Source organism: Spirillospora albida (assembly GCF_000718255.1).
In the GTDB taxonomy this organism is placed as follows: domain Bacteria; phylum Actinomycetota; class Actinomycetes; order Streptosporangiales; family Streptosporangiaceae; genus Spirillospora; species Spirillospora albida.
Map to the genome: position 1 here is coordinate 1 of NZ_JOFJ01000033.1, position 21,154 is coordinate 21,154.

A 21,154-nucleotide genomic window follows, 5' to 3' on the forward strand; every position below is an offset into this window, starting at 1 on the left:
CGCGCCTCGGCCACACCTCACCCATCAACTACGAGAACACCACAGGTAACCTGACCGCCGCCGCATGAAACCGGTGTCCACATCTCGGGGGGAAGCCCCCCAGCCGATACCCGTGATCAACTCTTGCGGGGCGGCAAACTCGTCCATGACTCTCCCCCGTCATCTCCCGGCCTTTGGTGGGGCTCTTCGCGCCGCGACGCTGGCAGCTTAGGTTGGGCGTGCTGGCGTTCTTCTCCCGAACGTGGCCCACGCCACCAACGAGCAGAGCGTGACGGGCCACTCGACATAGTGTCCAAACCCGACTGGTGACCGGGGCGCACGGCCGCCGGACACCCGCCCTGACCAGCCCGGTTTCATTAGACCCGACCGCGCCCGAAGCGGCCCCGCGCGGGCAACGTAAGCCGTGTACGCGCCGTGACCTGCGCAGAGTCCGCCACTTTGGCCCTGGGGTCACGTTCGGAAGAACACCGCCGGGACTGGGGGCCACCTGTAGCGGGACACGACAGCCGGAGTGATGTCGCCGCCCATCCAGCGCTGGCCACGGGATCCGTATCTCACAGAATCAGCATTCTGTGATGGCAATGGTTGATCGACTTACTCGTTCCGTTCCGTTCCGTTATCCGTTCTTCGAACGGATACGATATGCTCGTCGCGTGATGACCATCGACGATCAAGCCGGGGGCTCCGGGGCGGACTCCGGCGGGCTCCCGGACGGCCCGGTCCCCGGCGACGACCTCGGTCCCGCCGCGGTCGCCGCGCGCACCGAGCAGACCGAGGCCGCTGGCCGCCGCCCCTGCGTCCACTGCGGCCGCCCCATTCCGCTTCGCGCCCGCAGCGACGCCCGCTACTGCAGCCCCGGGCACCGCACCGACCACTACAAGGCCCGCGAGCGCCGCGCTTCCCAGGACGCCGCCGCGGCGGGCACGCTGCGCGCCGAGATCGACGCGCTGGCTCCGCTGGTGACCGCGCTGGCCCAGCACACCGGGGCCCTTCAGGCGCGACTGGCCGATGAGGTCGCCAACGCCCTGGCCCGCGAGGCCACCGCCACCGCCGCTGCCGAACAGGCCCGCCGCGACACCGAAGCGGCCGAAGAACGCGCCAAGCTCGCCGCCGGCCGCGCCGCGCAGGCCCGCCAGGACGCCGACCGGGCCGCCCTGGACCGCGACGCCCGGGTGGCCGAGGCCGAGGAACGCCTCCGCCACCAGCGCGCGCTGGCCGACGCCGCCCGCGAGCAGAGCGGCCGGGATCAGCAGGCCCGCGCCACCGCCGAGCAGAACGAGGCCGCCGCACGGCACCTGCTGAAGATCGCCGAGCAGAACGCCGCCGCGGCCCACGACCAGCTGACCACGGCGCACCAGCAGCTGCGCGACGCGCACGCCGAGATCGACCGACTGCACCAGGACCTCGCCCGCCTCACCCGGGAACGCGACACCGCGCGCGCCGACCTGGCCGACCAGCGCGATCGCACCATCGCCGCGGCCGAGCGCGCCGCGCACGCCGACGCCGCCCGCGAGCAGACCGAACACGAGCTCGCCCAGGTGCGGGGCCGACTGGCCGAGGCCGAGACCGAGCGGCAGACAGCACTCACCCAGGCCGCCGCCGCGACCGCCCGCGCCGATGCCCTTGAGACGCGCGTCGACCGCGCGGAGGAACGCGCCGACGCCGCGGCACGGCGCGCCGAACAGGACGCCCGCCGCGCCGACGAGGCCACCACCCGAGCCGACCGTGCTGTCGCCCGCGCCGACCAGGCCGCCGAGGTGATCGAGGAACTACGCGCCGCGCTGGCGGCGCCCCGCACCCAGGCCGGCGAGCAGCCCGCCGCCAGGCGGCCGACCGCAGCGGACGCCGCAGGACCCGTGGCCACGGCCGACGAGGAGAAGGGCCGGTGAGCTCCCGCCCCATCCTGGTACAACCGCCGCCGCTGGGACACAAGCCGTAAGCCAGCCGGAACCAGGCGTTACGCAGCTGGGCCCGGCCGCAGGCCGCCGATCGGTCGGTCGGTCAAGGGCCGTTCGACACCCTCAACCGGCTGCACCAGCAAGGCGATCCGCGCGGGCCATCTCCGAGAAACAGCGCAACCTGGCCCGCGCGGCGATCGTGTTCACCGCCGCCGGCATGGACGCCAGCCTCGGAACCCTGCCGCGCGACGCGCTGCCCGCCCTGCTGGCCGTGGACGGCCCAGCCCACAACGCCTTCAAAGGTCGTTTCCACGCCAAGCACTTGGGCTGCGCGGCGATGCCGTTGACGGCACGAGCCTCGGGCCGCTTGTCGCCGCGTCCTATCCGATCTTGAGAGCCAGTTTCCCGACGTAGTGCTCGTTCAGGGCGCGATGCGCGTCCTTGACTCGCTCCAACGGGAAGGTCCGGGCGACGTGGACCTCGAAGGAGCTCGCTTCGATGATCGCGTTCAGCCGGTCGGTGGCGGTGCGATCCCCGTCGTAGTGGGACACCTTCGCGGCCGGTGACGCCGCGGGATCGGGCACCACACCGTTCGGCCATGCGATCCGCCCCGAGTCCTTGACCGCGCGAAGAGATCGCTCGGCTGTCTCCCCTCCCGCGGTGACCAGAGCCGCGTCGAGTCCGCCTGGCGCGAACTCCGATGCCGCAGCCAGCACATCGACTTTGCGGCCGTCGATGGCGTCGTCGGCGCCCAGCCGCCGGGCCAGGGCGACCCCGTCGTCACCAGAGGCCACGGCCAGCACTCGGATGCCGCTGTGCCGCGCCAGCTGCACGGCCATGTGCCCGACACCCCCGCTGGCCCCGAAGACCATGAGCGTGTCGTCCGGCCGCAGGCCGAGCAGATCCAGGCCGCTCAGCGCGGTCAGGGCGTCCCAGGCCATCGCGCCGGCCTGTTCGGTCGGCATCCGGTCGGGCACGCGCGCCACGAACTCCGCCTCAACGACGCCGTACTCGGCGTAGAAGCCGCCGCGCGGCACCGGCATCGTCGCAGCGTAGACACGCTCGCCCGGCTCGAACCGGGTGACGTTGCGCCCGACCGCGGCCACCGTGCCCGCCGCGTCCCAGCCGAGGACATAGGGGAAGGTCGACGCGACGCCGAAAACGCCGTCGTAGTGCCCCTCCCGCTCGACCGCGTCCCAGGACGCGGCCCCTGCGTACTCCACCCGGATGAGGACGTCGTCGTCGCCGACCTCCGGGAGCGGTATCCGGCGCGACGAGAGTTCGTCGATTCCGCCGAATCGGTCAAGGACGACCGCGTTCATCTGCGGCACCACGCCCGCGCCGCCCGATGCGTCCTGAACTCTGCCGTCCATCGGCCCTCCATGATTTTACTTGAGTGACTCAAGGACCATTGCATCATGGTTGCTTGAGTGAATCAAGCAAATTCTCTAGACTGGGAGCCATGGCGCTGCCGAACAGACCCGGGACCACCTCGTCCGAGGCCGAGGCCGTCTTGTTCGACCTGGTCGACGTCTACGACCGCGCCTACGAGGCGGCCGCGGCCGAGCTGTCGCTCAGCCCGGCGCAGGCATGTGTGCTCGGGCGACTTGATGAGCGGCGCGGCATGGGCGCCCTGGCCGAGGAGCTCGGCTGCGATGCGTCCAACATCACCCAGATCGTCGTGCGTCTCGAAGCGCTCGGCCTCGTGGTCCGCGAGCCGAATCCCCAGGACCGCCGCGCACGGCTCGTCACGCGAACCCCCCGAGGAGACGACGTCAACCAACGGTTCGCGACAGCCTTCACCTTCGCTCGCACGGCGGTCGGACGCCTCTCCCCCGACGAACAGGACCAGTTGACGGCGCTGCTGCGAAAAGCACTGGGCTGACACGCCCCTGCGGCCCGCCCGATCAAGGTGGATCCAACGGCTTCATGGGTGCCGGCGCCGCAGTGTCAGCTTGTTCGCCGTCACGCTGCGGTGCTGCCCTGCACTGCCGCAACGACTGCGATACGTGCCGGGAGACGCGCCGACTTGGCCCCGCCTCTCCCGAACGTGTCCCAGCTTGACCCAGGTCCCGCCAGCAGCTCCTTCACGACTGAACGTTCCTCCCGACCTAGGACGAGTTGAGCGAGAGGATCGGGCGGGCCGCGCTGCCCGATGTCCGCAACTCCCTGGGATCGGCGATCAACACCGGGGCTCGTCCCCGCCGTAGAGCCGGACCGAGAGTCCCAGAGGTGAGCTGTTCCGGGCACGCCTCTCATCACGGCGGCGAAGGAAGCGATTGACAGGCACGGGCGACGGCGAGCACGCCGACACCACCGGTCCTGCGTACCCCGCCCGACAGGCTGGCGAAGGCGGGCACAGCGAGAGCATGGGCAGGAATTTTGTGCCGATTCATTGCTCTGCCCCAGGGAGACGTTGGACGGGGCTGGTGTAGACGTCGGGGACACCGTCGTGGTCGAGGTCGACGGTCTCGGCCTTGTGGATGCGGCGGTAGATCTGGTTGCGGGTGCGAAGCAGGATTCCGGCCAGAATGGTCGCGGTGAGCGACGCGGTGAGGATGGCGATCTTGATCAGGTCGGTGGTCTGGCCGTCGGCGCTGAACGCCAGGTCGCCGATGAGCAGGGAGACGGTGAATCCGATGCCGGCGAGCAGGCCAAGGCCGAGCACGTCGGTCCAGGCCAGGCCGTCGTCGAGTTCGGCGCGGGTGAACCTGGCCATCAGCCAGGTCGCCGCCATGATGCCCAGCGGCTTGCCGACGACGAGCCCGACCAGGACCCCCAGGGCGATCGGATCGCTCAGCGCCTGGCCGAGGCCCGACAGGCCACCGATGGCCACGCCCGCCGACAGCAGCGCGAACACCGGGACCGCGACGGCGGCCGACAGGGGGCGGAACCGGTGTTCGAAATGTTCGGCGAGGCTGTCGCCGGTCTCGGCCTCGCTGCTGGCGCCGAGGACGGGGACGGCGAAGCCGAGCAGGACTCCGGCGACGGTGGCGTGCACGCCCGAGGCGTGCACGAGCGCCCACGTGGCGACCGCGAGCGGCAGCAGCAGCCACCAGGCTCGCACCCGCCGCCGCACAAGCAGCGTGAACGCCGCGAGCGGGACCAGCGCCGCCATCAGCGGCAGTGCGGCCAGGTCGGCGGTGTAGAACAGCGCGATGATGACGATCGCGATGAGGTCGTCCACGACGGCCAGGGTGAGCAGGAAGGTGCGCAGTGCGGTGGGCAGGAAGCGGCCCAGGACGGCCAGGACGGCCAGGGCGAAGGCGATGTCGGTCGCGGTCGGGATCGCCCACCCCCGCCAGGCCCCGGACGTGCCGGCGGTGAGGAGGAGGAGGAACAGCACCGCTGGGACGATCACCCCGCCGCATGCCGCGACGACGGGCACGACCGCGCGCCGTGGATCGCGCAGGTCTCCGGCGATGAACTCGCGTTTGAGTTCCAGGCCGGCGACGAAGAAGAAGATCGCCAGCAGGCCGTCGGCGGCCCAGGTCGCCAGCGTCAGGTCCAGATGCAGCGCGTGCGGGCCGACCGTGATCTCCTGCAGCGAGGTGTAGGAGGACGCCCACGGGGAGTTCGCCCACACCATCGCGATCACCGCACCCGCCAGCAGGAGCGCGCCGCCGACGGTCTCGGTCCGCAGGACCTCGCCGATCCGGCGGGCCTCGGGCCACGTCCCCCGGGGGAACAGCACGCGCCGTTTCGGTGCTCCGGGATGGGCGCCCATGATCAGCCTCCGGTCGGCGAATGGCGGATAGAACGCCGACCAGACTTCCCGGCACACCACTTCCACTTTATCGGTGCAATGGATCACGGCCGCACGTGGGCGGTGTAGGGCCGGCGCCGCCGCTGGACCGCCGATGTCCCGCCGCGGCGGCCCGCGCACGGTGACCGGCTCCGGGACGCGCCGGATCTGCCGCCGACGTGCGGCGCGTCCGCAGTGACGGCCTGGTGCGAAGGCACCGATATCCCGCTAGGGTCATCGATTGGTGTGCCGGGAAGTCTGGTCGGCGATGGTGTTTTCCGTCTCCGAAGAGGTGACCAGCACGCTCATGACGATTCTGCTGACCGCGTTCGCGGGCCTGCTGTTGCTGGCCGTGCTGGTGTCCAGCCTGGCCAATCGGACGATCCTGTCCACCGCCGCGCTGTTCCTGGTCGGCGGGTTCCTGCTCGGTGAGGGTGTCACCGGCGTGGTGTCGCTGGAGCCGGGCGACGGCATGGTGTACACCCTGGCCGAGCTGGCGCTGTTCGCGGTGCTGTTCACCGACGGCATGCACGCCGGCTGGCAGGACCTGCGCGCGGCCTGGCGGCTGCCCGGCCGGGCACTGGGCTGGGGGCTGCCGCTGACGCTGCTGGTGACGGCCGTCCTGGCGCACTACGTCATCGGGCTCAGCTGGATCCAGGCGCTGCTGATCGCGGCGGTCCTCACCCCCACCGACCCGGTGTTCGCCGCCGCGCTGGTCGGCAACGACCGGGTGCCGCCCAGGTTGCGGCACCTGCTGAACGTGGAGTCCGGCGTCAACGACGGGCTGATCCTGCCGTTCGTGGTGGTGTTCCTGGCGATCGCCCAGGGCAGCGAGGACCTGCACGTGGGCGAACTGAGCGCCGAACTGGCGCTCGGCCTGGTCATCGGAGTGGCGGTGCCATGGGCGGCGATCATGCTGGAGCGCACCCGGCTGTTCGCGATCGCGCCCAAGTACGAGCCGCTGAACGCGGTCGCGATCGGGTTGCTGGTCCTGGCCCTCGGCCAGGCCACCCACGGCAACCTGTTCCTGGCCGCTTTCGCCGCCGGCATCACCGTGGCCACCATCGGCGACCAGCACCGGGAGGCGTTCGAGGAGTTCGGGGAACTGGTCGCCGAACTGCTCAAGCTCGCCGCGCTGCTGGTGTTCGGCGCACTGATCTCACCGGCGTTCCTGGGTGATGTCGGCTGGCGCGGCTGGGTGTTCGCGGTACTCGCGCTGGTGCTCGCCCGGCCGCTGGCGATCTGGGTGTCGTTCCTGCGGTCCGGGCTGAGCCCACGCGAGCAGGGCGCGGTGATGTGGTTCGGCCCCAAGGGATTCGCCTCGGTGGTGTACGGGCTGCTGGTGCTGGAGTCGGGCATCCCGGACGCCGAAAAGATCTTCCACCTGGTCGCCGTCACCATCGTCTTGTCGATCCTGGCGCACTCCTCCACCGACGTCGTCGTCGCCCGCGGCTTCGACGACGAACGCGAAGTCCCCTCCTGGCACGGCCCGCTGCGGATCGGCCGGTCCCGGACGAAATCCACCTCCGACACCTCGGAGAACGACACCTCGTGACCGACCGGCTCACCGCGCCGCCGCCATGCCCCCGGGGCACGCCGTCCAGCAAAGGATCACCGATGACTCCATCCGACCCCTCCCCGGACGGGACCGGCTTCAGCCTCGGACGGCGCGGTGGCTGGCCGGTGGTGACGGTCACCGGTGAGGTGGACTTCTCCAACGCCGACGTCCTGGGCGACCGCCTCGCCGAGGCGACCCGCTGGCACACCCCGCCGCACCTGGCCGTGGACCTGTCCGAATTGGAGTTCTGCGACTCCTCCGGCCTGCGCCGGCTCGTCATCGCATGGAAACGGATCAAGGACCTCGGCGGTCGCATGGTGCTGCTGAACCCCGCCCCGCGCATGGCCGGACTGCTGCACATCACCGGGCTGGACACCCAACTGGAGATCCTGGACGCCCTGCCTGACCGGCCCCCGCCGTCACCCTGAACCGAGCCGCGCCCGTGCCCGGCGACCCCGGGGACACGGCCGTTCCCGCCGCCTGCATGCCCTGGTAGGGGGATCCGGCCGGTGTTACGGTCGGTGAAGGTGCGCCGGGAAGTCTGGTCGGCATGGTTCGTCCGTCACGACCCGGGAGACGCCATGCCCGACCATCCCGCCATTCTCACCGAGGCGCTCACCAAGCGCTTCGGTTCCCTGCTGGCCCTGGACCGGCTGGATCTGCGGGTCGCACGCGGGGAGGTGTTCGGTTACCTCGGCCCCAACGGCGCGGGCAAGACCACGACGATCCGGCTGCTGCTGGACTTCCTGCGCCCGACCTCGGGACGCTGCCAGGTGCTGGGCGGCAGCGGCGGCGACCCCGCGGTCCGCGCCGGGATCGGGTACCTGCCCGCCGAGCTGCGCATCGATCCCCGCTACACCACCGGTGACCTGCTGGCCTTCTACGGGAAACTGCACGGCGGCTACGACCGTGCGCACGTGGACGGCCTGCTGGAGCGGTTCGACCTCGACCCGGGCCGGCCGACCGGGCAGCTGTCCACCGGCAACCGCCGCAAGGCCGGCATCGTCGCGGCGTTCGCCCACCGGCCCGACCTGCTGATCCTGGACGAGCCGACCTCCGGCCTGGACCCGTTGCTGCAGCACGAGTTCCAGCGGCTGGTCCGCGAGACCGCCGACGGCGGCGCGACGGTGCTGCTGTCCAGCCACGTCCTGCCCGAGGTGGAACTGCTCGCCGACCGGGTCGCGATCCTGCGCACCGGACGCGTCGTCACCGTCGCGAGCGTCGACGAGCTGCGCCGCCGGGCCCGCCAGCGCATCGACCTGTCGTTCGCGACCCCACCCGACCCCGCCGCTTTCCGCTCCGTCCCCGGCGTCGTGGAGGCCAGCGCCGTCGACACCACCGTGCGCCTGGTCGTCGAGGGCTCGGCCGCACACGTCGTCAGAGCCGCCGCCGCCCACGAGGTGGTGCGGATCACCACGCACGACACCGACCTTGAACAGGTGTTCCTCGGCTACTACAGGGACGCCTCATGATCGTCACGATGCGAGCGGTCACCGACCGCCGCCGCGCCCTGCTCTGGTGGATCATCGGTCTCATCGGGCTGGTCCTGCTGACGGTCTCCCTCTATCCCTCCCTGAAGGACCAGCAGTCGGTCGACGACCTGATGCGCGACCTGCCCGACGCCGTCAAAGGCATGATCGGCTACCAGGAGACCGTCTCGCTCACCTCGCCCGCCGGTTTCCTCAACGCCCGCCTGTACTCCACTGTCGTCCCCGTCATCATGCTGGTGTTCGGCATCGGCACCGGAGCACGCGCCATCGCCGGCGCCGAAGAGGACGGCACCCTGGAACACCTTCTGGCCCAGCCCGTCACCCGCGGCCGCGTCGCCGCCGAGCGCTACCTCGCCGCCGCCGGCATGCTCGCCGTCCTCGTCGCCGGGTTCACCCTCGCGCTCATCGCGCTCGCCCCGCTGTTCGACGCCGCCGCCGGCATCCCGCTCGGCCGCATCCTCACCGCCTCGGCGGCGCTGTACGCGCTCGGCGCGCTGCATCTGACCCTTGCCTACGCCATCGGCGCCGCCACCGGCCGCCGCGGCTCCGCCACCGCTGTCACCGGCTCCTTCGCCGCCGCCGGATACCTCCTGCACAGCCTCATCACCCCCGCCTCGACCGCCGGGCCCCTGCGGGAGGTCAGCCCCTGGCACTGGTACCTCGACCGCAACCCGCTCGCCCAAGGCGTCGCCCCCACCGCCCTCTGGCTGCCCTTCCTGCTCTCGGCGCTGCTGTTCACCGCCGGATGGGTCCTCTTCCAGCGGCGCGACCTACGCTGACCGGCCCGGCGCGACCTCGTCAGCGCCCTGCGTCGCCTGCCCGCGGCACCGCGGCTGGACGGTGCAGTGTGGGCCACGCTGCTGGAAGGACCACGCCGTCGACCTCGCCGACCGCGGGCGGAAGGCCGCAGATGCCGATGTGCGCCTGGCCTCCACGGTGCTCGCCGGCGCGTTGGACGACCTCGCCACCACCCTCGGCCAGCGCTTCCTGCACACCGTCCGCACATCGCAAGAGGTGTTCGCCGCCTACGCCGCCGACCACGGATACGGATGACCCCGGAACGGTGGGCTCAAGCGAGCAGGCGTCAGACAGATACCGGAATACGGTCGCCACGTCCATGTCGGCTGGCGCGCTCGGGCGTTCCTGACTGTGGATGCTCCGTGGCTGGATGTGGTCGGGCGCGGGCCGCTCAGCGCTCGGTGTAGTCGCGGGTGTACCAGTGCTCCGGACGGAAGCGGACCATGACCATCGTGTCGGCGACATCCTGCGTGGACGCCAGGTACCGGGCGGCGTTCTCGGCGCCCAGGTAGCGTTCGGCCATCGTTCTGCGGTCGTCCGGTCGTGCGGGGTCCTGGATCGCCACGACGGGGCCTTCCACCGAGGCGTACCGATAGGGCGGCTCCCCGTCCTGCGCCACCAGGCTCACCCGGCCCGCCTTCCGGACCAGGTCCATCTTGCGGCTGTCCCGGGCGGTGATGAAGGCGATGTCGCCGCCGGGCTCGTACAGGTACCAGACCGGTACGGACAGCGGTGCGCGGCCCGCCTCATCGGCCACGCTCAGGACGCCCACATGGACGCCGGCCAGGAAGGTCTCCCGTTCGTCCGCGCTCATCGCCAGGGTCATCACGACTCCTCTCCCATGACCCACCATGGACGACACCGCGCCGACGGCCAAGAGCACCCGAGTCGGCAGATGATGGACATTAGTGTGCGGCACACACTATAGTGTGATCATGTCGGCTGAGGAACTGGTCCGGGCCCAGGCCCAGGAGCTGCGCCGCGGCACCGTCGTGCTGGCCTGCCTGGCACTGCTCAGGGAGCCGCAGTACGGCTACGCGCTGCTGGAGACGCTCAACGACGCGGGTGTCTCCGTCGACGGCAACACCCTCTACCCGTTGCTGCGCCGGCTGGAGAAGCAAGGGCTGCTCACCAGCGAGTGGAACACCGACGAGTCCCGGCCGCGGAAGTTCTACCGGGTCAGCCCCGAGGGCTCCCGGGTGCGTGCGGGCCTGGTGGACGAATGGCGCGACCTCGTCGCCTCGATCTCCCGACTGACAGAAGAGAAGCCATGAATGCGAACACCCTGACCGAGCGCTACGTTCACGAGGTCGTCCGGCGAATCCCCGCCGACCAGCGCGACGACGTCGCCGAGGAGCTGCGCGCCGTGATCGCCGACACCGTCGAGGCGCGCGGTGCGACCGAACGCGAGGTGGTCACCGAGATGGGCGACCCGATCCGCCTCGCCGCCCGCTACGCCGACCGGCCGCTCGCGCTGATCGGCCCCGGCCTCTACCCGGCGTACGTCCGGACGCTGAAGGTCCTCCTGGGCGGCGTGCTGCCGGTGGTCGTCGCCGCGTCCATGGCGGTCGAGGTCCTCAACGGCGGCGGCGTCGCCTCGGCGATCGGCACCGGCATCGGCGCACTGCTCACCGTCGGTGCCCAGATGATCGCCTGGCTCACCGGGGTCTTCGCCGTGGTGGAGCGCTCCCGCTCCCTCGACCGCCTGTTCCGAGGCACCCAGAGCTGGACGCCCGACGATCTGCCCGACGCCCCGCGGTCCGCGGAGGCGAGCCGCGGCGTCCTCGCCTCCGCCGCGTTGAGCACGGCGCTGCTCGCGCTGATCATCTGGCAGCACGTCGCCGAGCCCTACGACGCGGACGGCGACCGCATGCCGGTCCTCGACCCGGCCCTGTGGTCGGGCTGGATCTGGCCGATCCTCGCCGGTCTGGCGGGCACCGCGCTGTGCGAACTGGTCCGGGTCGCCGTGCACCGCTGGACCGTTCCCCTCGCCGCCGTCTACGCCGCCGCCGAGGCCGTCTTCGCCTTCTCCCTGATCTGGGTCCTCCACCGGCAAGCGCTGTTCAACCCCGACTTCCTCGCCACCGTCAACGACGGCAAGGGCTGGACGGTCCCCGACTCCCTCTACATCAGCACGATCCTAGTCGTCCTCGCCGTCAGCGTGAGCGAAGTGGTCGGCTGCTTCCGCCAGGCCCGCAACTGACGCGGAGCCCCGCCGACCTCTCACCGATCGGACCAGGCTGAGCACCATGACGGCTTCCGCGACCTGGTGTACCGCATGTACCTGATCAATCCTGAACTCGTCATCCGAGGTATCCGACCGCCGTCTTGGGCTCTGTCTTCTCACCGGCAGGTGAACTGACCTCTCCGGCGGGCGTCCGCGGCCCGGCCATCGGGGATCTCCTTGATCCGCCCCTGGGTATCGGTTCCGCCGAGTACCGGGCCCGGGCTTATGGGGTGCGCGCCACGTACACCGTGTTGGTCGCGGTGCCGCCCTGGACGGGGTTGGCGAATTCGACGACGTGGGCGTCCGCCTCGGCGAAGACGTCGGCGAGCAGGGCGGTGAAGTCGTCGTCCGGGGGCTCGTTGGACCAGAGGGCGAAGACGCCGCCGGGGTGGATCTGCGCGGCCAGGACGCTCAGCGGCCCGCGCCGGTAGAAGGACGCGTGGCCCGGGTCGAGGACGTGGCGGGGCGAGTGGTCGATGTCGAGCAGGACGGCGTGGAACCGCTGCGGGCCGAAGCCGGACGGCTCCCCGGCCATGGCGAAGAAGTCGCCGTGGACCAGGCGGCAGCGTTCGTCGGCCGTCAGCCGCTCGCCCAGCGGGACCAGCCGCCTGCGGTGCCACTCGATCACTTCGGCGAGCGCCTCCACCACGATGAGCGAGCGCACCCCGGGCCTGTCCAGGACGGCGCCGGCGGTGTAGCCGAGGCCGAGCCCGCCGACGACGACGTCGAGGCCGGTGCCGTCGAGGGCGTCCAGGCCGAGCCGGGCGAGTTCGATCTCGCCGGCCGTCCAGGCGCTCGACATGAGGAACTCGTCGTCGAGTTTGATCTCGTGGACGTCGACGCCCAGGAGGGGGTCGCGCCGGCGTCTCAGGCTGATGGCGCCCTTGGCGGTCGGGCGCCAGTCGAGCTCCTCGAACAGTGCACCCATCTCGTCCCCCATGGTCCGGTGATCATCATCGACGGCGGTCCGCCGCGTCGAGCCTAGACCGCGGCGGCGCGCCTTCGCCGATCTCCTGCGACACTCGACCCGGAGCCGGCGGCGGGGACCGTCCCGAAGGGACGGGCCCGTGTGAGGGGGAAGCGGTGAGCGCGGTGGTGGGCACGGCGGAGGACGTGGTGGAGCAGGCGGCGCGGCGGCGGACGTTCGCGGTGATCAGCCACCCGGACGCGGGCAAGTCGACGCTGACCGAGGCGCTGGCGCTGCACGCGGCGGCGATCGAGCAGGCCGGGGCGGTGCACGGCAAGGCCGGGCGCCAGGGCGTGCGGTCGGACTGGATGGACATCGAGCGCTCGCGCGGGATCTCCATCACCTCCTCGGTGCTGCGGTTCGAGTACGGGGACGCGCTGCTCAACCTGCTGGACACCCCCGGGCACGCGGACTTCTCCGAGGACACCTACCGGGTGCTGGCGGCCGTGGACGGGGCGATCATGCTGCTCGACTCCGCCAAGGGCCTGGAGGCGCAGACGCTGAAGCTGTTCGACGTGTGCCGGCACCGTGGCATCCCGGTCATCACGTTCGTCAACAAGTGGGACCGGCCGGGCCGCGAGCCGCTGGAGCTGCTGGACGAGGTGGAGCAGCGCATCGGGCTGCGTCCGGCGCCGCTGAACTGGCCGGTCGGGATCGCCGGGGACTTCCGCGGCCTGATCGACCGCGCCGACGGGTCGTTCACCCGGTTCCGCCGCACGCCCGGCGGCGCGACCCGCGCGATCGCCGAGCGGGTCCCCGCCGAGCAGGCCGCCCGCGAAGAGGGCGAGGCGTGGAAGACCGCGAACGAGGAGCTGGCGCTGCTGGACGAGATCGGCGCCACCCTCGACATGGCGGCGTTCACCGCCGGAGTCTGCACGCCGGTGCTGTTCGGGGCCGCGCTGCCGAACTTCGGGGTCGGCGCGCTGCTGGACACGGTCTGCCGGCTGGCGCCCGCGCCGTCCGCGCGCGCCGACGCCTCCGGCGCCGAGCGTCCGGTGTCGGCGCCGTTCTCCGGCCAGGTGTTCAAGGTGCAGGCGGGGATGGACCGGGCGCACCGCGACCGGCTGGCGTTCATCCGGGTCTGCTCGGGGCGCTTCGAGCGCGGCATGACCCTCACCCATGCCTCGACCGGACGGCCCCTGGCGACCAAGTACGCGCAGACGGTCTTCGGGCGCGACCGCTCCACCGTGGACGCGGCCTACCCGGGCGACGTGATCGGCCTGCCGAACACCTCCGGGCTGACCGTGGGCGACACCCTGTACGCGAGGACGCCGGTGGAGTTCCCCCCGATCCCGGCGTTCGCGCCCGAGCACTTCATGGTGGTGCGGGCCAAGGACAACGGCCGGGCCAAGCAGTTCCGGCGCGGCATCGACCAGCTCGACGGCGAGGGGGTCGTGCAGGTTCTGCGCAGCGATCTGCGCGGTGACCAGGCGCCGGTGCTGGCGGCGGTCGGCCCCCTGCAGTTCGAGGTGGTCGCCGCCCGGATGGAGGGCGAGTTCGGCGCCCCCGTCGAGCTGAACCGGCTGGACTACTCGACCGCGCGCCTCACCGACAAGGAGTCGGCGGAGACCCTCAACGGCCGGCGCGGGGTCGAGGTCCTGACCCGCGGCCTGGACGGCTCGCTCGTCGCGGTGTTCGTCGACAAGTGGCGGGTGCAGGCCGTCCAGCGCGAGCACCCCGGCCTGACCCTCACGCCGATGCTCGCCGCGGGCGTCCCGGACTGATTGTGGGTTGAGCCGTCAGGTGGGGCCGTCCCCACCGCACGGCGAGACTCCGCTGTCACGTCGAGCGCCCCTGCACGGCGGTGGTGTCCTGTCGCGCCGGCCCGCCTCGGTCTCGGGCGCAGCGTGAACGGGGAATACCGGGCGGCGGCGAGGGCACAGGGGCGCTGCTCGATGCGACCGCATCGGCCGAGTATCGCCGGCCTCGCCGGGGCGGGAGAGGTGCATGTACGGGTTGGTGTCGCTGCTCGGAGCCGGTCTGGTCATGGCGACCTTGCGTGAGCTGTTCCACACGATCTGGCATCCCACCCGCCGGGGAGGAGCGAGCCGGCTGGTGATGAGCGCGCTGTGGCACGGCTCCCGGCGCGTCCGGGCGCGCGAGCGGATGGCGGCGCTGGTAGGGCCGCTCAGCATGGTGGCGGTCATGGCGCTGTGGGCGTCCGCCATCGTCGCGGGATGGGCCCTCATCTACCTGCCGCACATGCCGGAGGGGTTCACGTTCCAGTCCGCGCTGGAACCGTCCGCGCGCTCGAACCTGCTGGACTCGGTGTACGTCTCGCTCGTCATGGTCGCCACCCTCGGCCTCGGCGACGTCACCCCCAACACCGGCTGGCTCCGCGTCATCACCCCGCTGGAGGCCCTGGTCGGCTTCGTTCTCCTGTCGGCCGTCGTCTCCTGGGTCCTGGGCATCTACCCGGCGCTCGCCCGCCGCAGGGCTCTGGCGCTGCGGCTGGCGCTGCTCCGGGAGGCCGATCCCTCGGCGCGGCGGCTGGACGGCCCGGCGGGGGCCGCGCTGCTGGAAGGGCTGACCGGCGAGGTGATCCGCGTCCGTGTCGACTTCAGCCAGTACGCCGAGGGGTACTTCTTCCACGACGGCGAGCCGCGCACCTCGCTCGCGGCAGGCATCGGCTACGCCGTCGACCTCGCCGACCGCGGGCGGAAGGCCCCGGACGCCGATGTCCGCCTGGCCGCCGCGATGCTCGCCGGCGCGCTGGACGACCTGGCGACCGTCCTCGACCAGCGCTTCCTGCGCACGGGAGGCGCATCGCATGAGGTGTTCGCCGCCTACGCCGCCGATCACGGGTACGGATGACCCCGGCGCGAGGACCGGTTCGCGCGGCGGCGGCGGGCGCCGACGCCTCACGGGGCGTTGGTGAGCCAGTCGTGGAAGCCGGAGGGCCGGTGGACGCCGATGACGCCGTGCTCGTACAGGCCCCACCCTTCGAGCGGCTCCCTGCCCTCTTCGCACCACAGGGCGCGGCCGACGCTGTCGGTCAGGCCGAAGGGGACGCGTCCGGCGATCTGCGGGTCGGTCATGTCGTAGGTGACGCGTTCGCTCCAGCCCTCGCCCCGCCACTGGCCGTGGGTCCAGTCGGAGTCGCCGCCGTATCCGCCGCCGACGTGGATGGCGACGGGCAGCAGCGACTGGAGTTCGACGCGGACGTCGGTGCCGTCGGGCAGGCGGAAGCCGATGGCCCCCGTCAGCGGCGTGCGGGTGCCGGGCCGGTAGTCGGTGGTGACGATGGGCCAGCCGAGCTGCTCGGTCCGCCCGTCCGGCCAGACGCGGCGGCAGTCGTTGAGGACGCGGTTCCCGTCGGGTTCCTCCTGGATGATGATGATCATCGCGAAGTCGTCGAAGGCGATGGGGACGTAGAGCCACCACATCCCGTCGAACGGCGGGGTGCCGGGGGCGCCCGCCGGTTCGCTCTCGCCGACGGGCCGGATGCCCCAGGAGCGGTCCCGGGTGCCGCGCCAGACGTCGGGGGTGACGTCGTACTCCCGGCCGTCGATGACCAGGGCGCCCTCCCAGGACCCGACCTGGGCGAAGCGCTGGGCGTCGAGGGTCGCGCGGTGGCCCTCCGCGCGCATGACGTGGCGCTGCTCGGGGATCGCCGGGAACAGCCCGCGCCAGGTCAGGTCGAGCGCGATGCCCTCGGTCTCCTCGATGACCAGCCGGGACGTCGCGAGCGGTTCGACGACCTCGAGCCGGTAGTTCCCGCAGTGCTGGTTGAGCCGGTCGCTGTCGAGCCGGTCGCCGAAGTGCAGCGCCGTCTGCTCGTCGCCGCGGCGGACGAGGAGGAACGCGTCCTTGGTGCCGAGGTTGGGGTAGTAGCCGATCCCGGTGATCAGCATGATGTCGCCGGTGCGGTCGTGGGCGTTCCAGTACGACCGGTCGTAGAAGTTGCGGTCGCTGCCGACCCACTCGATGGGGGCGGGGATCTGGTGGATGGGGAACTCGTCCAGCGGGAAGACGCCAGGTACCTCGGGCACGGTGAGACCTCCGGTTCGCTTCAGGTGGGGGTGGACGGGGCGGAGGCGGGGTCCAGCAGCGTCACGGTGCCGCGGTCGCCGTCGACCCGGACCCGGTCGCCGGTGCGCAGGACGCGGGTGGCGCCCTGGGTGTTGACCACGCAGGGCAGGCCGTACTCGCGGGCGACGACGGCGCCGTGGGAGACCGAGCTGCCGATGTCGGTGACGAGCGCGGCGATCAGGGTGAAGTAGGGCGTCCAGCCGACGTCCGTCACGGGCGCGACCAGGACCTCGCCGGGCCGCAGGTCCCGCGCCTGCGCGATCGTGGTCGCGACCCGGACGGTCCCCTCGGCGACGCCGCCGCACGCGGGGCGCCCGGCGATGACGCCGTCGCCGGTCCCTTCCGGGGGCTTGGGCCGGGCGGGAACGGGCTTGCCGACGCTGACGTCCGGGAACTCGAGCCGGGCCTGGAACGGGAGCGCCGCCCGCCGCGCCTCCGCGCGGGCGACCAGGTCCCCGGTGCCGCCGGCGCCCAGGAGGGCCGGCAGCTCCGACCGGTCGAAGAAGAACACCAGGTCCGCGTCGGGCAGCCGGCCGGTCGCGGCCAGCCGCTCGCCCAGCCGGCGGTAGCCGCGGCCGAGCCGGTGGGCGACCAGGACCATCCGCGACTTGGTGGCCTCGCGTCCGCGTGCCCCGGCCCGCGCGAGGCGGGCCATCACCCGCACCGCCCGGGGGACGTCCTCGCGCGGCGGCGGGCCCGTCCGGACGGTGCCGCCGGGGAGGAGGCGGGCGCGGAGCATGGCCTGCATGATGGTGCCGAGTCCGCCGGGGTCGTCGCCCCACGACGGGTCGCGCAGGCACAGCTCCCGGTAGCCCCGGTGGCCGTGCCGCCGCAGGAACTCCTCGAAGGCGCGGCCGGTCGGGTCGCCGGCTCCGGCCAGCCGGTCCACGGCCTCGGCGGGGTCCCGCCCGAGGAACGCCTCGGCCTCCGCCGGGTCCGCGGCCAGCCGGGCGACCACGTCGTCCAGGTGCTCCAGCATGACGGCGCTCTCGACATCGCTGGCGCCGGCCATCAGCGCGGCGGCCCGGGAGCGGCCCTCGTCCTCGCTCCGGCCCGCGCGGACCGCCTCGCGCGTCAGCGTCTGCTCCAGGACGTTCGCGGCGACGGCGGAGCGCGCGGAGGACCGGACATGGGTGAGCGTCGCCGCGTTGTAGAGCTCGATGGCCGCGTCGAGCTCGGCGAGCAGCGCCGCCGGATCGTCGGCGGACGGCGCCTGGAAGCGCGCCAGGTCGCGGTCGAGGCGGCGGATCGCGCGTCCCGCCGAGAGCGCGAACGCGGTCAGCCGGACGGTGTTGGCCAGGCGGCGGGCGAACGGCTTGGGCGGTTTCGGGACCAGCTCGTCCACGACCCTGCCCGCGATCGAGAGCGAGTACTGCTCGAGGGAGTTGCCGAGGATCCCCGCGCTCAGGGCGGTGCCCTCGGTCATGTTCAGGAACAGGTGGCCGGAGAAGTAGCCCAGCTGCAGCCAGCGGTCCTCCCGGTAGGAGTCCTGGAAACCGGCGATGACCTGGACCATCTGCATCGCGTACTCGATCGCCCGGCCGCTGACGGACGCCGTGAGCGGGCAGAAGGCGCCGGGCATCATCTCGCCGATGTTGCACCGGGTGTAGACGTGGTCGTCGCCGGCGACGGCGCTGTCCATCTCGTTCAGGTCGCCGGGCAGGGTGGTGATCGGCCGGGCCTGGAGCCAGTGGATCGCACCGGTCCGGTCGATCGCCCATTCGAGGTCGAGGGGCGTCCCCCACCGCTCCTCCGCCGCGCGGGCCGCTGCCGCGACGGCCGTGACCTCGTCGTCGGCGAGCGCCGGGTCCTTCGCGGCCTGGCGGTCGACGATCCGTCCGGCGCGGTCGACCTCGTAGTGGTCGGAGGCCGCGGAGCCGTCGACGAGCGACTCCCCCAGGCCGGGGACGGCGTCGACGACGCAGATGTCGCGCCGTCCGCTCGCCGGGTCCGCGGTGAACACGACACCGGCGGCGCGCGCGTCCACCATCTCCTGGACGACCAGGTGCATCGCGCCGGAGACGCCCGCGGCCGCCCGGTAGGCGGCCGCGCGCTCGGAGGACGCGGAGGCCGCGCAGTGCCGGATCGCGGCGAGGAGCCCGTCGTATCCGCTCACCCCGAGGACCGACTCGTACTGGCCGGCGAAGGAGCTGTCGGCGCCGTCCTCGCCGGAGGCCGAGGAGCGCACCGCGACCTTCGCGCCCGCGGCGGCCATCCGGGCGTGGCGCTCTTCGAGCCCGGCGGGAGGCCCGGCGTCGGCGTTCGCGATGACGAACGCGGGCGGCACGCAGAACCCGGCGGCGGTGAGCCGCGCGAGGCCGAGGGCCTTGCCGCCGTACCGCGCGTCGACGACGTCCGACAACTCGACGAGCTCGCTCCCGGGCTGCTGCACGGCGGTTACGTTACACTCTGCTCGAAATGACCGGAAGACCGCGCGACGCCCGTATCGACGACGCCGTCCTGACCGCCGCCGCCGAGCTGCTGGCGGAGGTCGGCTACGCCGACCTGACCGTGGCCGCCATCGCCGACCGCGCCGGCACGTCCCGGCCCGCGGTGTACCGGCGCTGGCCGAGCAAGGCCCACCTCGTCCACGAGGCGACCTTCCGGGACGCCGCGACCGCCGGCGCGCCCCGGACCGGCTCGTTCGCCGACGACCTGCACGAGCTGGTGAGGCGGACGGCGGAGCTGCTGACCACCCCCCTGGCCCGGATCGCCGTGCCCGGTCTGATCGCCGAGGCCGCGACCGACCCCGTCATCCACCGGCGGCTCCTCGAGCGGTTCTCCGCCGGGGGATGGCGCGGGCTCGACGACACCCTCGCCGCGGCCGTCGAGAGCGGGGAGCTCGACGGCGGCGTGGACACCCTCGTGATGCTGGAGATGGTCATCGGCGCCGCCCTCGCCGCGACGCTGACCAGGGGTCCCGACGGCCTCACCCCGGAGTGGGTCGGCACGACGGCCCGCATCCTCCTCAACGGGGTGCGGCCCGCCGGCGCCGGGACGGCGGGCTGACGGCTCCGGGCCGCTACCGCGAGCCCGCCGGTCCCCGCAGTTCGGTGGCCAGGGCGGCGATCGTCTCCGGCGGATGGGTGGAGCCGGGGAAGTAGGCGCAGACCCGGTCGGCCACGTCGCCGAACCGGCGCTTGATCTCGGCGGCGCACTCGGCCGGTGTCCCGACGACCGCCAGGGTCCGCGTCATCGTGTCGTCGATCAGGCCGATCATCGTCATGATGTCGCCGGCCTTCGACAGCGCGTTCAGTTCGGGCTGCAGGTCCCCCCAGCCCTCGATGTCCAGGACGGGCCGGTACGCCGGGGTCGAGCCGTAGAACGCCAGGAGCCCCTTCACGCCGAACGTCGCGGCCTCGATCTCGGCCGGGGTGTCGCCCATGGCGACGATCGCCTGCGGGTACAGGTCGATCCGCTCGCGTCCCGCCAGCTTCAGGCCCTCCGCCACCGCCGGGAGAGTGCGCTCGCGGAAGTGCGTATGGCTGTGGAACGGCATCACCAGCAGCCCGTCGGCGACCTCCGCCGCGGTCCGGGTCATCACCGGGCCCAGCGCGCCCAGCAGGACCGGCGGCACCCCGTACGGGTTCGGGCCGGGGACGAACGTCGCGGGCATCAGGGTGTGCCTGGTGAACTCGCCGCGGAAGTCGAGCCGCGTGCCGTCCTGCCAGGAGTTCAGGATCGCCTTCACCGCGAGGACCGCCTCGCGCATCCGGGCCGCGGGCCTGCTCCAGGTCGCCCCGTACCGGTTCTCGATGTGCGGCCTGATCTGCGAGCCGAGCCCGAGCCGGAACCGGCCCCCGCTCAGCAGCTGCAGGTCGTAGGCCATGGTGGCCAGGTGCATCGGGCTGCGCGGGATCGCGATCGCGACGTTGGTCATCAGGTCGGCGGGCGGGACGTCCGACGATCCGGCGGCGACGATCAGCGGCAGGAAGACGTCGTGCGGGCCCTCGAACGTGAACAGGCCGTCCACTCCGGCGGCGATCAGCGTGCGGGCGCGCCGCGCCGCCTCGTCCGGCCGTCCGTCCAGTTGCACATCGAGCTTCACAGGCCGATCTCCGTTCCGCGCGTCCGTCGGGCGTCCCGCGAGAGCCTCGCATCCCGAGGGCTCCGGCGGAAGGTTCCGGACATCGGCGGACTTGAGGGGAACGGGTGGCGGTGCAACCGTTCCGCACCTGATTGAAACCAGAACATCACCCTGCGTCACCGGATTCTCGAGGTGTCGGGGCAACCGCCCCGAAAGCACACCAAAGGGACCGGGGGCCACCACGATGCCGAACACGGCGATCACCACCGACACCGAGTTCGACATCGACACCGCCGTCCGCACCCACCTCCCCCTGGTCGGGCATATCGTCCGTGAGACGCTGATGCGGGTTCCCTCGCACGTCAACCGCGACGACCTCACCTCCGCCGGCCTGGCCGCCCTGGCCGCCGCC

Annotated in this window: 19 protein-coding genes; 12 read left to right on the forward strand and 7 right to left on the reverse strand. The window is 72.3% G+C overall.

Going from position 1 to position 21,154, the window contains the following annotated elements:
* Positions 1-653: 653 nt before the first annotated feature.
* The gene (locus IE99_RS0127620; RefSeq protein WP_157610524.1) at positions 654-1,889 is read left to right on the forward strand and encodes a coiled-coil domain-containing protein; all 1,236 of its coding nucleotides are present in this window, start codon (positions 654-656) and stop codon (positions 1,887-1,889) included.
* Positions 1,890-2,278: 389 nt separating this feature from the next.
* Here the strand turns inward: IE99_RS0127620 and IE99_RS0127625 are convergent, their stop codons facing one another.
* Entirely contained in the window at positions 2,279-3,271 is a 993-nt protein-coding gene (locus IE99_RS0127625; RefSeq protein ID WP_245623368.1) for a quinone oxidoreductase family protein, read from the reverse strand.
* 89 nt (positions 3,272-3,360) lie between these two features.
* Here IE99_RS0127625 and IE99_RS0127630 point away from each other — a divergent pair, with 89 nt between their 5' ends.
* Positions 3,361-3,783, forward strand: coding sequence for a MarR family winged helix-turn-helix transcriptional regulator (locus IE99_RS0127630; RefSeq protein ID WP_030177147.1), 423 nt, complete (start codon positions 3,361-3,363; stop codon positions 3,781-3,783).
* Between the two features lie 507 nt (positions 3,784-4,290).
* Here IE99_RS0127630 and nhaA read toward each other — a convergent pair.
* Positions 4,291-5,682, reverse strand: coding sequence for a Na+/H+ antiporter NhaA (nhaA, locus tag IE99_RS0127635; protein WP_245623369.1), 1,392 nt, complete (start codon positions 5,680-5,682; stop codon positions 4,291-4,293).
* Between the two features lie 268 nt (positions 5,683-5,950).
* Here nhaA and IE99_RS0127640 point away from each other — a divergent pair, with 268 nt between their 5' ends.
* From IE99_RS0127640 to IE99_RS32210, 5 genes are all read left to right on the forward strand, one after another.
* Positions 5,951-7,198, forward strand: coding sequence for a cation:proton antiporter (locus IE99_RS0127640; protein ID WP_037560201.1), 1,248 nt, complete (start codon positions 5,951-5,953; stop codon positions 7,196-7,198).
* A 62-nt stretch (positions 7,199-7,260) separates the two neighbouring features.
* Positions 7,261-7,629 carry an STAS domain-containing protein gene (locus tag IE99_RS0127645; RefSeq protein WP_051713413.1) on the forward strand — a complete coding sequence of 123 codons (369 nt, stop codon included), beginning with the start codon at positions 7,261-7,263 and terminating at the stop codon, positions 7,627-7,629.
* Between the two features lie 153 nt (positions 7,630-7,782).
* On the forward strand, positions 7,783-8,673 hold the full coding sequence (locus IE99_RS0127650) for an ABC transporter ATP-binding protein (protein ID WP_030177155.1): 891 nt from the start codon (positions 7,783-7,785) through the stop codon (positions 8,671-8,673).
* Between the two features lie 8 nt (positions 8,674-8,681).
* Positions 8,682-9,470, forward strand: coding sequence for an ABC transporter permease (locus tag IE99_RS0127655; RefSeq protein ID WP_169744496.1), 789 nt, complete (start codon positions 8,682-8,684; stop codon positions 9,468-9,470).
* A 61-nt stretch (positions 9,471-9,531) separates the two neighbouring features.
* Positions 9,532-9,744 carry a hypothetical protein gene (locus IE99_RS32210; protein ID WP_157610525.1) on the forward strand — a complete coding sequence of 71 codons (213 nt, stop codon included), beginning with the start codon at positions 9,532-9,534 and terminating at the stop codon, positions 9,742-9,744.
* Between the two features lie 136 nt (positions 9,745-9,880).
* On the opposite strand, the gene IE99_RS0127665 is transcribed toward IE99_RS32210, so the two are convergent.
* Positions 9,881-10,315, reverse strand: coding sequence for a pyridoxamine 5'-phosphate oxidase family protein (locus tag IE99_RS0127665; RefSeq protein ID WP_030177159.1), 435 nt, complete (start codon positions 10,313-10,315; stop codon positions 9,881-9,883).
* A gap of 109 nt (positions 10,316-10,424) precedes the next feature.
* Between IE99_RS0127665 and IE99_RS0127670 the strand changes: the two genes are divergently transcribed.
* Both IE99_RS0127670 and IE99_RS0127675 read left to right on the forward strand, forming a co-directional pair.
* Positions 10,425-10,763, forward strand: coding sequence for a PadR family transcriptional regulator (locus IE99_RS0127670; protein WP_030177161.1), 339 nt, complete (start codon positions 10,425-10,427; stop codon positions 10,761-10,763).
* On the forward strand, positions 10,760-11,692 hold the full coding sequence (locus IE99_RS0127675; protein ID WP_030177163.1) for an HAAS signaling domain-containing protein: 933 nt from the start codon (positions 10,760-10,762) through the stop codon (positions 11,690-11,692). Before IE99_RS0127670 ends, IE99_RS0127675 begins: the two co-directional genes overlap by 4 nt.
* 247 nt (positions 11,693-11,939) lie before the next feature.
* On the opposite strand, the gene IE99_RS0127680 is transcribed toward IE99_RS0127675, so the two are convergent.
* A complete protein-coding gene (locus tag IE99_RS0127680; RefSeq protein ID WP_030177165.1) occupies positions 11,940-12,644 on the reverse strand; it encodes a polyamine aminopropyltransferase in 705 nt (234 codons plus the stop codon).
* 155 nt (positions 12,645-12,799) lie between these two features.
* On the opposite strand from IE99_RS0127680, the gene IE99_RS0127685 reads away from it, so the two are divergent.
* Together IE99_RS0127685 and IE99_RS0127690 are read left to right on the forward strand one after the other, a co-directional pair.
* Positions 12,800-14,407 (forward strand): peptide chain release factor 3, encoded by a 1,608-nt coding sequence (locus IE99_RS0127685; RefSeq protein WP_037560199.1) that lies wholly within the window; start codon positions 12,800-12,802, stop codon positions 14,405-14,407.
* A gap of 223 nt (positions 14,408-14,630) precedes the next feature.
* Positions 14,631-15,497, forward strand: a complete 867-nt coding sequence (locus IE99_RS0127690) for a potassium channel family protein (RefSeq protein ID WP_030177169.1) — start codon at positions 14,631-14,633, stop codon at positions 15,495-15,497.
* Between the two features lie 47 nt (positions 15,498-15,544).
* Here IE99_RS0127690 and IE99_RS0127695 read toward each other — a convergent pair whose 3' ends face one another.
* Together IE99_RS0127695 and IE99_RS0127700 are read right to left on the reverse strand one after the other, a co-directional pair.
* On the reverse strand, positions 15,545-16,675 hold the full coding sequence (locus IE99_RS0127695) for an Rv3169 family protein (RefSeq protein WP_030177177.1): 1,131 nt from the start codon (positions 16,673-16,675) through the stop codon (positions 15,545-15,547).
* 20 nt (positions 16,676-16,695) lie between these two features.
* The gene (locus IE99_RS0127700; RefSeq protein WP_030177179.1) at positions 16,696-19,107 is read right to left on the reverse strand and encodes a PEP/pyruvate-binding domain-containing protein; all 2,412 of its coding nucleotides are present in this window, start codon (positions 19,105-19,107) and stop codon (positions 16,696-16,698) included.
* 26 nt (positions 19,108-19,133) lie between these two features.
* Between IE99_RS0127700 and IE99_RS0127705 the strand changes: the two genes are divergently transcribed.
* Complete coding sequence (locus tag IE99_RS0127705; protein ID WP_030177181.1) at positions 19,134-19,724, forward strand: TetR/AcrR family transcriptional regulator; 591 nt, start codon at positions 19,134-19,136, stop codon at positions 19,722-19,724.
* 13 nt (positions 19,725-19,737) lie between these two features.
* Here the strand turns inward: IE99_RS0127705 and IE99_RS0127710 are convergent, their stop codons facing one another.
* On the reverse strand, positions 19,738-20,763 hold the full coding sequence (locus tag IE99_RS0127710) for a TIGR03617 family F420-dependent LLM class oxidoreductase (protein WP_030177183.1): 1,026 nt from the start codon (positions 20,761-20,763) through the stop codon (positions 19,738-19,740).
* Positions 20,764-21,154: the final 391 nt, after the last annotated feature.